The sequence below is a fragment of the Fictibacillus halophilus genome, from assembly GCF_016401385.1.
Lineage (GTDB): Bacteria > Bacillota > Bacilli > Bacillales > Fictibacillaceae > Fictibacillus > Fictibacillus halophilus.
In genome coordinates this window covers 644,262-656,746 of the sequence record NZ_JAEACF010000001.1, presented here as the reverse complement: position 1 = coordinate 656,746, position 12,485 = coordinate 644,262, and the positions used below count along the sequence as shown (strand labels likewise).

General features: G+C 38.6%; 14 protein-coding genes. 3 read left to right on the top strand and 11 right to left on the bottom strand.

The window, feature by feature from the left end:
- Window positions 1–15: 15 nt before the first annotated feature.
- The 3 genes from I5J82_RS03505 to I5J82_RS03495 all read right to left on the bottom strand — a co-directional run bounded on the left by I5J82_RS03505 (window position 16) and on the right by I5J82_RS03495 (window position 1,820).
- Complete coding sequence (locus I5J82_RS03505) at window positions 16–576, bottom strand: tyrosine-type recombinase/integrase (RefSeq protein ID WP_198766683.1); 561 nt, start codon at window positions 574–576, stop codon at window positions 16–18.
- A 140-nt stretch (window positions 577–716) separates the two neighbouring features.
- A complete protein-coding gene (locus I5J82_RS03500; RefSeq protein WP_198766682.1) occupies window positions 717–1,484 on the bottom strand; it encodes a Nif3-like dinuclear metal center hexameric protein in 768 nt (255 codons plus the stop codon).
- Between the two features lie 99 nt (window positions 1,485–1,583).
- Window positions 1,584–1,820 carry a glycine--tRNA ligase gene (locus I5J82_RS03495; protein ID WP_198766681.1) on the bottom strand — a complete coding sequence of 79 codons (237 nt, stop codon included), beginning with the start codon at window positions 1,818–1,820 and terminating at the stop codon, window positions 1,584–1,586.
- 225 nt (window positions 1,821–2,045) lie between these two features.
- Between I5J82_RS03495 and I5J82_RS03490 the strand changes: the two genes are divergently transcribed.
- Window positions 2,046–2,399: a DUF2512 family protein gene (locus I5J82_RS03490; RefSeq protein WP_198766680.1), complete on the top strand. Its 354-nt coding sequence runs from the start codon at window positions 2,046–2,048 to the stop codon at window positions 2,397–2,399.
- A 51-nt stretch (window positions 2,400–2,450) separates the two neighbouring features.
- Here I5J82_RS03490 and I5J82_RS03485 read toward each other — a convergent pair whose 3' ends face one another.
- Window positions 2,451–2,999: a class I SAM-dependent methyltransferase gene (locus I5J82_RS03485; RefSeq protein ID WP_198766679.1), complete on the bottom strand. Its 549-nt coding sequence runs from the start codon at window positions 2,997–2,999 to the stop codon at window positions 2,451–2,453.
- Between the two features lie 261 nt (window positions 3,000–3,260).
- Between I5J82_RS03485 and I5J82_RS03480 the strand changes: the two genes are divergently transcribed.
- Entirely contained in the window at window positions 3,261–4,667 is a 1,407-nt protein-coding gene (locus tag I5J82_RS03480; protein ID WP_198766678.1) for an alanine/glycine:cation symporter family protein, read from the top strand.
- Window positions 4,668–4,797: 130 nt separating this feature from the next.
- Here I5J82_RS03480 and I5J82_RS03475 read toward each other — a convergent pair whose 3' ends face one another.
- Entirely contained in the window at window positions 4,798–4,962 is a 165-nt protein-coding gene (locus I5J82_RS03475; RefSeq protein WP_332873624.1) for a Fur-regulated basic protein FbpA, read from the bottom strand.
- A gap of 260 nt (window positions 4,963–5,222) precedes the next feature.
- On the opposite strand from I5J82_RS03475, the gene I5J82_RS03470 reads away from it, so the two are divergent.
- Entirely contained in the window at window positions 5,223–6,707 is a 1,485-nt protein-coding gene (locus I5J82_RS03470) for a potassium/proton antiporter (protein ID WP_198766676.1), read from the top strand.
- Window positions 6,708–6,740: 33 nt separating this feature from the next.
- Here the strand turns inward: I5J82_RS03470 and I5J82_RS03465 are convergent, their stop codons facing one another.
- The 6 genes from I5J82_RS03465 to I5J82_RS03440 all read right to left on the bottom strand — a co-directional run bounded on the left by I5J82_RS03465 (window position 6,741) and on the right by I5J82_RS03440 (window position 12,459).
- The gene (locus tag I5J82_RS03465; RefSeq protein WP_198768897.1) at window positions 6,741–7,565 is read right to left on the bottom strand and encodes a mechanosensitive ion channel family protein; all 825 of its coding nucleotides are present in this window, start codon (window positions 7,563–7,565) and stop codon (window positions 6,741–6,743) included.
- Window positions 7,566–7,667: 102 nt separating this feature from the next.
- Window positions 7,668–8,654 carry a biotin synthase BioB gene (gene bioB / locus I5J82_RS03460; protein ID WP_198766675.1) on the bottom strand — a complete coding sequence of 329 codons (987 nt, stop codon included), beginning with the start codon at window positions 8,652–8,654 and terminating at the stop codon, window positions 7,668–7,670.
- Between the two features lie 15 nt (window positions 8,655–8,669).
- Window positions 8,670–9,272 carry a biotin transporter BioY gene (locus I5J82_RS03455; protein WP_198766674.1) on the bottom strand — a complete coding sequence of 201 codons (603 nt, stop codon included), beginning with the start codon at window positions 9,270–9,272 and terminating at the stop codon, window positions 8,670–8,672.
- 165 nt (window positions 9,273–9,437) lie between these two features.
- Window positions 9,438–10,262: a carbohydrate ABC transporter permease gene (locus I5J82_RS03450; RefSeq protein WP_198766673.1), complete on the bottom strand. Its 825-nt coding sequence runs from the start codon at window positions 10,260–10,262 to the stop codon at window positions 9,438–9,440.
- Between the two features lie 12 nt (window positions 10,263–10,274).
- The gene (locus I5J82_RS03445) at window positions 10,275–11,165 is read right to left on the bottom strand and encodes a carbohydrate ABC transporter permease (protein ID WP_144703621.1); all 891 of its coding nucleotides are present in this window, start codon (window positions 11,163–11,165) and stop codon (window positions 10,275–10,277) included.
- A gap of 31 nt (window positions 11,166–11,196) precedes the next feature.
- Window positions 11,197–12,459 (bottom strand): ABC transporter substrate-binding protein, encoded by a 1,263-nt coding sequence (locus tag I5J82_RS03440; RefSeq protein ID WP_198766672.1) that lies wholly within the window; start codon window positions 12,457–12,459, stop codon window positions 11,197–11,199.
- Window positions 12,460–12,485: the final 26 nt, after the last annotated feature.

Sequence of the window (12,485 nt, the reverse complement as noted above, 5' to 3'; positions counted from 1 at the left end):
CCTCCACGCTTTCCCTTATAATCTTACGTCAATTTGCGTTTTAATGGGGTCTTCCCTAGAGATCCCAAGATATTTAAGTGTTTCAGAAGGACTTGAATGATTGAAATGCCTTTGTAATAGAGATATTGCTACTCCCCTTTTATAGGCATGATAGCCAAAGGTTTTTCTGAGCGAGTTCGTGCCAATTTTTCCTTTGATCCCTGCATGCTCTGCAGCTTGATGAATCACTCGATATGCTTGCTGTCGAGTGATCGGCAACTTTGTTTTTTTAGATAAAAATAAAAAATCCTCTCGCTTGAGTTCTGCACATTCCACATACTGAGTAATGATTTTCTTAACTGTTTCATTTAAGAAAACTTCTTTATTCCCGTCTTTGTTAGGGACAGAGTAAAAATCATGAACCACTAAATCTTCCGATAGTAGATCTTTTACTTGCATGCAAAGTAATTCAGTGATTTTTAAACCCGTGTTGATTCCTAGAACAAATAGAACATAATCACGAACGGAGTTTTTCTTTAAATAACGTTTAATCGCATTGATCTCTTTAATATCTCTTAAAGCTTCAACATATTCCATCTGAATATCCACCTTATATGATGTTACTTAATACCATTATAACAAAGGGTTATGTAACATTAAAAAGATATGCTCAACTTTCAGCCTTTATTAATCTTTACTTTTTTACAAAGAAAAAAACCTCCTTAAATAAGAAGGCTTTAAAACTTACCTGATTCAATATGATCTTCTTCGATGTTAACCACTTTTACCTCTGGGTAGAATTCCTGAATTCGAAGCACCAAGTTCTCTACCCCAAAGATTTCTGTAAATGTGTGACTTCCAACATATAAATTAATGCCCGCAAACTTTGCATATTGGACAGAATATAGTGTTCGTTCTCCAGTAATATATGCATCGCAGTTTTGTTTCTGAGCATATTGAATAATGGCTGTATGATTTCCTGCCCCAGTAAGGATGCCTACTTTTTTTATAGGACGATCATGATTTTTCCATGCTTGTACCGTTTCTCCCATCACATGTTCAAGTTGTTCTTTTAATTCAGTAAAAGAACGAGGTGTATGAAAGATGCCGATACCTGGAATCTCTTCATTATCCTTAAATGTGGATAAAGTGGTAATCTCATCGATCTCAATCCGCTCAAACAAAGCTGTACTCGTTCCAAACTCTACAAAATCAAGCGGATAATGAGTAAAGTAATGTGTAATATTGTGTTTCTTTAATTCATCTACACAACCCTCTTTCATTCCATACACAAAATCCCAAGCATCATGATGTGTGATCAACATGTCTGCTCCTCTACTATGCGCCTTCTCTACAGTCTCTGGCGTTAAGTTTGTCGCATAAGCGATTACATTAATCTCTTTCTTCCCTTTATGGGTAAACCCATATTCACCCTCGTCTTCAAATTCCTTCAACCATTTTCCAAAGAGTTGTGTCATCAATTTTTCGAAATCACTAGTTTTCATAACGTGTATCTCCCACTTAGCTTTTCAATTATTATACATTATTTTCCATATAGAGACATAAGAAAAGACCAAGCATCTACTTGGTCTAATCGACTGTATTTATTTTGTCTCATCATCTAATGAATTCTCAAGATGCTTCATTAAATCGTAATAATCATCTGGCCTTTGAAACTGTTCAACGGACCAATGCTGTTTAATCCACTGAGCAACTTCACTCGCACTGTTGAACACTTCACCTGTTGTATCACTATCCCGCACTGTAAAAACCATATTGTCATAATCAACTGTTACGTCACATGGGAACTTTCCGTCCTTTTTATATAGTGAATACTCCATCTCTCATAGCCTCCTTGTTAATTACTTTCTTACAGAAGTAATACCCACTATCTCCCTTCTTTATGACATTTCACTCAGAAGTTTTTAAACGAGGTATAAAACACCTCCGCAACGTTTATTCTGATAAAGATTACAATTAAAGTTCATCTAGGAAATTTAGAAAGAAATAATTAACAAGGAATTAAATCACCTATCAAATACACTTAGTACAAGGAGAAAATGAACATGCAGAGTTTGATGATAAAGATTTTAGGTATTCCACTCGCACTTATATTAGCCAACTTTATATTTAAAAGTGTAGATTTCGAGTTTCTTCAACCGTATATTTGGATCACGGTCATTTTAGCTCCTCTTGGTGTATTGCTGGAATATATTATGGTCCCTCGCATTTCTTACAGCAAACAGCTGACGATTGATTTTGCTACAAGTTTTGTACTTGTCTATCTACTAGGGCTTGTCTTACCTGGTGTAAGTATTTCATTGTGGGGATCGTTTCTTATTGCCATCTTGATTACATGTATGGAAGCAATGGTTCATAAGCATTTGATCTCTGACCACATGGATCATTCTTATCGTTAAAACCATAAAAGTGATTCGTTCTTATTGGAACGATTCACTTTTATGGTTTTTTTATTTTTCACAAGTATATACGAATGCTGGAGGGAAATTTTTCGGTACAAATGCAATTTCAACGGTACGGAAGATCTCTTTAAACGTTCTTTTCATCTGAGTAGAATATTGAAATGCTACTAATACTCCTCCTGGTCTAAGAGACCGATAAATTTCCTCAACGATTTCTGTTTGCAACTCACGAGTGAAATTTGCAAACGGAAGTCCTGAGAAAATCGCATCTAATGTCCCTTCCTCTTTTCCGATACTGGTTAAGATATGACGAGCATCTTCACAGACAGTGTTTCTAGAAAAATGGAATCTAAGTTTTTTTCTCATCTCTTCATCTTTTTCAAATATATAAAGTTCTGAATCTGGCTTTAGATTGCGTACGATTTCTTTTGTAATTACACCAGTACCTGCTCCTAATTCAGCAGCGATGTCAATATGATCCCAGCAAAGAGGAGTTGTCATCTTCTTAGCTAAGCTAAGAGAGCTTGGAAAAAGGCTCCCCACTTGTTTTGGTGATTGAAAAAACTTTTGTATAAATAAAGGGGTTCCGCCATCCACCCTCAACACCTACTTTAATTCCGATTATTACAATCAATTTTATCTAGTATATTCAGAACCGGATGTTTGGTGAGAATGGAACGCAGCTTAAATTTTTATCATATTGACCGTGTGTAACTTCTTTAATAAAGAAATATTCTCCTCGGGGAATCATCCAGAAATGCACATGGAAAAAATTATAATTGATTAAAATGTTAGCTTTTGTTACATTAAAAATTGGTGTGCAGCTGAGATAGACAAAAGATTAAATGAGGTGTATGTATGGATTGGATTAACAATATCATAGGAAGTATTAACACATATTTATGGTCTTATATCCTAATAATCATGTTAATTGGGCTAGGACTTTACTTTACGGTCAGAACAAAATTTGTTCAGTTTCGTATGATCGGGGAGATGATTCGTCTTTTAGGCGAAGGGGCGCGAGATGACAAGAAAGGTGTCTCTTCGTTTCAAGCGTTCTGTATCAGTACTGCATCACGTGTAGGAACTGGTAACTTAGCTGGGGTAGCCCTCGCTATTACAGCAGGTGGACCCGGCGCCGTTTTTTGGATGTGGCTGATTGCATTGATTGGTTCAGCATCTGCTTTTGTAGAGAGTACGTTAGCTCAAATCTATAAAGTACGTGATGGAGATGCTTTTCGTGGTGGACCAGCCTATTACATGGAAAAAGCGTTGAACGCTCGATGGATGGGTATTATCTTTGCCGTATTGATTTCGATTACATTCGGACTAGCTTTTAATTCGGTTCAATCGAATACTATTGCCAATGCTTTTGGAGCTTCGTTTAATATTGATCCTATCTATATTAGTATTGGTTTAGCAGTAGTAACAGCTTTTATTATATTTGGTGGAATTAAGCGTATAGCTAGAGTTTCTGAAATTATCGTTCCTATCATGGCTGGATTATATATTCTAGCTGCATTATATATTGTCATTACAAATGTCACAGAGCTTCCCGCTGTGTTTAGCATGATTTTTAAAAGTGCTTTTGGTATCGAAGAAGTTGCCGGCGGAGCACTAGGTGCAGCGATGATGAACGGCATCAAACGAGGCCTGTTCTCCAACGAAGCTGGTATGGGGAGTGCTCCTAACGCTGCAGCTACTGCAGATGTAAGTCACCCCGTTAAACAAGGTCTAATACAATCATTGGGTGTATTTGTTGACACATTGTTAATTTGTTCTTCAACAGCATTCATTATCCTGTTATCGGGTAAATATACTTCTAACGAATCAGATGGAATCGTTCTAACTCAAGAAGCACTCAACACGGCTCTAGGTTCTTGGGCTGGTCCATTCCTTGCGATTATCGTATTGTTGTTCTGTTTTAGTTCTGTAGTTGGAAATTATTATTACGGAGAATCGAACATAGAATTTATCAGCACGAACAAAGTATGGCTACTTCTTTATCGAGCAACTGTTGTTGCAATGGTAGGCTACGGAGCTGTTGCATCATTAGATTTTGTATGGAGTTTAGCAGATTTGTTCATGGGGCTTATGGCAATCATCAACTTAATCGCTATTTCACTTCTTGGAAAAATTGCCTTTGATGCACTTGGTGACTACTTGAAACAAAAGAAAGAAGGAAAAGATCCCATTTTCCGTCCATCTAGTATTGGACTCAAAAACACAGAAGCTTGGGATGAAGATGTTTCTAAAGATAATTAAGTCAAAAGAAAGAAGACTTCCAGTGTGAAGTCTTCTTTCTTTTGTGTTAGTTTAAAAATGACTGAAACTTGCAAAATAAAAACTGGCGAAGAGCCAGTTTAAAGTTATACCATTTATCACTCAACCTAATTTAAGTTGCTTTTTCTTGTGCAGGCGGGGAAAGTAAATCCTTTAATTGTTGTTCAAGATCCTGCAAAGAAAGCTCGTATAAATGACGTCCATCTGCTGTCTTATAGATATTATGTAACAATAGATCAGCAATTAAGTTTTCTCTTTTTAGATGGTCCGCTGACACGTTCAATCCCTCCTGTAAATCTCTTCAACATTTTACTTACCCTGAAATGATGGAGAAAAAACTTCCCATAATAGTTTATGTAAAAAAATGACGAAGGTGATGTAATTTTACAACCACTATCTTCCGTCAAGATTACCCGCTTTTGGTTAAAATGTCAATTGTTTCAAGACAATAATTGTCGTCGATACTGTAAAAAGATTTGCTTAAAAATTGTGTAGTTAAACAATCTCGTCATAACGAATAGATAAAGGAGAGTTGTTATGTTTGAAGGTGGATTAAACGTAGATTATTTTATCTTATTACTCGCGATTCTACTCTTGCTAGGAGTAGTTACTACGAAGTTCTCTTCTCGCTTTGGTGTACCTGCTCTTGTTCTTTTTATTGGAATTGGAATGCTTGTAGGAAGTGATGGCCTTAATTTTATTTATTTTGATGACCCGCACTTAAGTCAGCTGGTCGGAGTAATTGCTCTTATTATTATTTTATTTGAAGGTGGACTTCAGACAAAATGGAATAGCGTAAGACCCATCTTAGCCACTTCACTATCACTCGCAACGTTTGGTGTATTTCTAACAACAGCCGTTGTTGCTGTATCCGTTAAGTTGTTATTAGATGTTAATTGGCTAGAAGCATTTTTGTTCGGTTCGATCGTTGGATCCACAGATGCTGCTGCAGTATTCTCTGTTTTAGCCGGAAAAAATGTTAAAGAAAAACTTTCTTCAACTCTTGAAGCAGAATCTGGTTCCAATGATCCGATGGCTGTATTTTTAACAATCACATTTATTGAGTTGCTCACAAAAGACTCAACTTCCATTACAGGACTTGTTCTATCATTCTTTTGGCAGATGGGGATGGGAGCTGTTTTTGGCTATTTCTTTGGTAAGTTTGCCGTTTATGCCATTAACCGTATACGACTTGAATCAAGTGGACTGTATCCCGTATTTGCTCTTTCTTTTGCTATCCTGACATATGGGATTACGATGCTTGCTGGAGCAAGTGGACTGCTTGCTGTATATGTTGCAGCTGTGTTTATGGGGAACAGTCACCTTACATACAGAAACTCAATCGTACGATTTAACGAAGGTTTCGCTTGGATGATGCAGATTTTAATGTTTGCGATCTTAGGTTTACTTGTTTTTCCGAGTGAGCTGTTTCATGTTGATATTATGCTAAAAGGGCTAATAATCTCTTTCGTACTTATTGTCATCGCACGTCCAATAGGTGTCTTCCTAAGTATGCCTACTTCTGCTTTCTCATTAAACGAAAAATTATTCATCTCGTGGTCTGGTCTTCGTGGAGCTGTTCCTATTGTTCTTGCTACGTTCCCACTCATCGAGGGAGTAGAGAACAGCCAGTTGCTCTTTAATCTTGTTTTCTTCGTTGTTCTTACATCCGCTCTCATACAAGGATCAACTATTCCTTGGGTAGCTCAGAAATTAAAGTTAACGGAAAAAGAAAAACCTACTTCTCCACATGTATTGGAACTTGTTTCGATGGGGAAAGCCAACGCAGAAATCGTAGAATTTTTTGTACCCGAACATGCAAAAATCATCGGACAGACACTTGAGGAAATTTCCTTACCAAATGAATCTACTGTAAGTGCAATGATTCGAGGCGATGAATTGATCACACCAACAGGGAGAACAGAGATTCACGCTCACGATATTCTTTACATTATGGCACATAAAACAAAACTGAAGAGTGTAAGCGATTATTTATCAAAACAAAATATTGAAAAGAATTAAAGAAAAAGCCGGGAAGCACTTTCCCGGCTTTTCTTATGCTCCTTTTTCTACGTTTACTTGATGAGGATATGGAATCTCGATGCCGTTTGCGTCTAAAGCTTCTTTTAGTGCTTTACGCAATTCTCTTTCTACCGCCCATTGTTCTCCGTTTATCGTCTTAGAAATAATACGAATAACAACGTCGGAAGATCCTAGCATATGAACACCTAACACGTTCGGCCCTTCCATAATACTCGGGTTATTTTCTTTAACCTTATCACAAGCATCTTGAAGTACTACGAGAGCCTTATCTATATTTTCTTCATATGCGATCCCAATATCAACGAGCGCACGCATATTACCACGTGTATGGTTCGCAATCGTACTGATCTCACGGTTCGGCATATAATTAAGTGTGCCATCAAACGCGCGTATGTGAGTTGTTCTTAAACCCACTTCTTCTACAATTCCATCTACACCGCCAATCGTTACATAGTCTCCAACTTCCATCTGTTTTTCTAGCAGGATGAAGAATCCCGTTACAACATCACTTACGAGTCCCTGCGCTCCAAAACCTATGGCTAATCCGACTACCCCTGCACCAGCAATAAGTGTACCAATTTCAAGTCCAAATTGTTTAAACAAGATACCAGCAAAAACAAAGATTAAAACGTATGAAAATAGGTTGACCACAAGCTTTTGTAGCGTAATAATTCTTCCTGATGACATCTTTCTATGTGTTGCCGCTTTATCAAACATTCGGTTGATCACCCTTCTACCGATAGAACGGATAACCAAGAACATGACGATGATTAATAAAAACTTAGCCGCCCATAGACCAGCCGATAGCATGAGCTCTGCCCAGTTTACTTTCTCCATCCATCTTTGCCATTTTTCCAAAAAAAACCACTCCCACTATGTACAATAGAATACTCCCTATTGTACAAAGCTTCGAGTGGCTTTTCAATCTTTAACAAAAAACTATGGTGCCATAACAGGAGTACGATCAATTTCAAAGCCCATATCTTCTAGCATCTTATGGTCTGCAGTTGACTCTTGCCCTCTCGTCGTAAGGTAGTCTCCTACGAAAATGGAGTTCGCTGCGTATAAACCGAGTGGCTGTAGACTTCTTAAGTTCACCTCGCGCCCACCTGATATACGAATCTCCTTAGTAGGATTGATATAACGAAATAATGCAAGTACCTTCAAACAGTAACGAGGATCGAGCTCATCTGTTCCTTCAAGCGGTGTGCCATCAATGGCATGCAAGAAATTGACTGGAATAGAATCGGCGTCAAGTACGTTAAGGCTTCTTGCCATATCAATAACATCTTGTTTTGTCTCTCGCATGCCAACGATAACTCCTGAGCAAGGAGAAATTCCACTTTCCTTAATGATATTTACCGTATTCACTCGATCATCGTATGAGTGAGACGTTGTAATATTTTTATGATTTCGAGCAGAAGTGTTGAGATTATGATTGTACCGATCGACACCCGCTTCTTTTAACCGCTCTGCTTGTTCTGGTTTTAAGATGCCGAGGCACGCACATACTTTTAAACCATATGTATCTTTGATTCTCTTGACAGCTTCAACAACTTTATCGACATCTCGGTTTGTAGGTCCACGACCGCTCGCAACGATACAATACGTTCCAACGTTCAAGTTATACGCTGCTTCAGCTCCTTTTACCATCTCATCACTATCCATCATTCGATAAGTCTCAATGGGTGCAGTTGAAACAATAGATTGTGAGCAATACCCACAGTTTTCTGGACATGCACCTGACTTGGTATTCATAATCATATTGAGTTTTACAAGATTTCCATAGAAATGCTTTCTGATTTGATAAGCCCCGTGCAGCAGCAATAGCAGATCTTCATCTGGACAATTCAAGATACCAAGTGCCTCTTCATTTGAAATCTCTTCTCCACTTAATACTTTTTCAGCAAGAGCATTCCATATCATCTTAACTGCACTCCTTTATGACGCATGTTTTGTTCGTTGAGACATCGCCTTTTTACGTGCAAAATTAATTCTCGGAGCTAACATACCGGCACAAATCGCTAGAATGATATCTTTAGGTAGTGGAACCATCATCCACGCCCATGCCATTGAGTATGTGAAACCTTCTGGTGCATCTGCCCACATTTTATAAGCCATGAACATCAAGTTTGTACCTACAATGTAATTAACCGCTGTTCCTACAAGGGTTGCTACAATGTAAGAAGCTTTTCCACCATTTTTTTCAATGATTAGACCTGTCAGATATGCTACCAAAATGTACGATAATAAAAATCCGAAGGTCGGGCTAATAACTGTTGCAAAGCCACCTTTAAATTGCGCGAAGACAGGTGCTCCTATTAATCCGACGAGTACGTATACACTCATCGCAATAGCACCTAATCTACTTCCTAACAAGGCTCCTGCTAGAATACAGAAAAAGGTCTGCAACGTAATGGGCACGCCTCCAACCACCATGAACGGAAACATGGTCGTAATGTTTGCTCCTATCGCCATAAGAGCTACAAACATGCCAACTAACGTAATATCAATTGTTTTCAAACCATTTCTTTGTGCTGTCATCTTCATAAACCTCCAAGAATAAGTTCTATATACGATTTAGAATAGCGAAGGTTCACAATTACGTCAACTTAAAATTTTTTTTGGTTAACATATTTAAAATGAATAAACCATTCTATAAGCTAGAATGGTTTATTCCGTTTATACACTTTGAGAGAATAAGATGGATTATTTATCCCCCGTAAATTTGATTCCTTTTACAAAATATCGGTTGAAGAACGCGTACAGGACGATTATCGGTAACGTAAAGACCATCGATGCGGCCATGATATAGTTCCAAAATGAGATAAACTGTCCTTTGAACGAGTTCAGTCCTAGCGGCAGAGTGAACATGTCTTGATCGGACAAAATGATGAGAGGTCTCATGAAATCGTTCCAGAACGCCATGAATACGAAGATTGTCTGAGCTGCAAGTGCCGGTTTTGCGAGAGGTAAAACGATACGAAAAAATGTACCGAACCGTCCAAGCCCGTCGATCGCAGCTGCTTCTTCCACTTCTTTCGGAAAATTGATAAAGAACTGTCTCATCATAAAAATGAATGTCGCGTTCACCGCACCTGGTATGATCATCCCTTGATAAGAGTTGAGCCAGCCAAGTTCTTTTAATATTAAGAAGTTTGGAATGAGCGTTACTTGGAAAGGAATCATCAATACAGCCAATATCATTAAGAAAATACTCTTCTTCCCTGGGAAGCTTAATCTTGCCAGTGCATATCCAGCCATGGAGTTGAACAATAAGTTTAATAGAGTTCCGACAGTTGCAATAAACAAACTATTAAACAACCATCTTCCGAATAGGGGCTCTCTCGTAAAGATCTGCTTATAGTTATCAAGTGTAAAGTCTTTTGGAATAAAATTAATCGACACACTTACGATCTCACCAAGTGTTTTAAAGGAAGAAGACAGTGCCCATAAAAACGGAATGACGGTGATGATCGCGTAAACGACAAGGATGACATACAAAGCTTTTCTTCCAGCCGTACGTTTTTTCATGGTATCTCCTCCTTAATATAGTGATTCTTCTTTTGAAAATTTGCGCTGTAAAAGTGTTGCCACTAAAATGATGATGGCAAGCATGAAAGCGATCGCTGTAGCGTAACCCATCGTTCCAAGTGTCTTAAATGCATATTGATAGATTAAGAGAACGACCGTTAGAGTGGAGTTGTTCGGTCCGCCCGAGCCTCCAGAGAAAATATAAGATTGATCGAAAAGCTGGAATGTACCAATCAGACCCATAATCACCACAAAAGATGTTACAGGTCGTAAGTTTGGAACCGTAATATGCCAAAACTTTTGAATCGGACCTGCTCCGTCGAGTTCAGCTGCTTCATAATGACTGTCTGGAATATCTTGAAGAGCTGCTAGATAGATAACCATGAAAAACGGTGCTGTTGCCCAGATATTCATGATCATGATGGCGATAAGAGCAACGTCTGGATCACCAATCCAGTTATACGTTGGCAGATTTAAGAACTTTAGTACATAGTTAATCAATCCGTTTTGGTTATACATCCACATAAAAATAAGTGTTAAGACAGCGGATGAAGTTAACGTTGGTAAGAAGTATACGATGCGAAAGAACTTTTGTCCTTTAAGCCCTGCATTTAATGATGCTGCTAATACGAGAGCAAGAAATGTCTGAGTTGGCACTACGATCGCAACATAGATCGCCGTGTTCTTGAGTGCAATAATAGCTCGATCATCAAATGTTACTTTCATAAAGTTATCGAGCCCTCTAAACTCATAGGTCGCACCACCGATCAGTTCTACCTTATGAAAGGAAAGGAACACAGCATATAGAATTGGTGCGATCACAAATACTCCTAATACGAGTAGCGCTGGCAAAAGAAATAGATAGCCTTGCCCCGCTTCTCTTCGATCTTTTTTAGATAACATCCTCACTTGGTTCACCTCGATTCATAAGTCATTATTCTGTTACTTTTATCTCTCTGTTCGCCTGTTTTTCTGCATCGTTTAATGCTTCTTTTAAAGGTCGATCACCTAAATACGCACTCAGGAATTGGTTATTAAAATTGTTCATTACGATTGGCAGTGTTGGACCATCCTGCCATACCGTTGCATATTCTGCGCCGCTCACAAGAGGTCCGCGAAGTTCATCTTGATCAAAACCTAGTTCAGTAGCTACAGACTTTCTTGTTGGAAGAGCAAAGCCTTTGCTCGTCCACTTCTTCATACCTTCTTTGCCCGTAAGATATTCAATCAGTTCCCATGACTCTTTCTTATGCTCTGATTCTGCATTCATCGCGTATCCGACTGCAAAAGACATCGTTCCTTTTTTACCGTTTACTGTCGGTAACTCAGCTGTTCCATAATCAAGCTCTGGGAACGTATCTTCTAAAAATGGTATGTTCCAGTTTCCTTCCATAACCATAGCCGCATTGCCGCGACCGAACATCTCACCAGCTGATTGCCCGGCGCCAACTTCTGAAGGCGTTGCTGCAGTCTTATCTTTCACATGCATATCAACAATTGGCTGGATAGCATCCACAACTTTATTGTCAGCAAAAGTGGCTCGACCATCTGTGATGACCTGTCCATCCTGAGATTCTGCCATATAATACATCCGTTCAATCTGTGGAAGCATTCCAAGTCCGTATACTTGTTTCTTTTGATCGGTCAGTTTTTTTGCGATGACCTCCATCTCTTCCCATGTCTTTGGAGGTTCTTTTATTCCAGCTTCTTTAAACATTTTCTTGTTATAAAAAAGAGCGAGTGTTGAGTAATCCTTTGGCAGACCGTAAAGCTTCTCACCTTCTTTAAAAGCATCAAGCATCGGTTTTTCAAAATCTGCAAGGTCAAACTCTTTTGTCACATACTTATTTAGCGGTTCAACAGCGCCTGTCTCAATGAGAGCAGGAGCTTCAAAAGCATCAAGATAGAATACATCTGCTGCGGTTCCACCGATCAATCGTGTTTTCAAAACATCCATGTATTGATCACTAATTGTATTCAGTTTCACATCAATGTGGGGATGTTCTTTTTCAAAATCTGATAGAACTTCGTTTAACAATTTCTTCTCAGTCGGATTTCCACCCCAACCACTCAGAACAATCTCTGTTTTCCCTGATTGAGTTTCTTCTTTTCCATTGTCATTTCCACAGCCAGATAACACCGTTGCTAAAAGCAGCGAAGGTACACCTATTGCAGACAGCCACTTTGTATGTCTCATCTTCTAAAACTCCCTTCTCTACATAA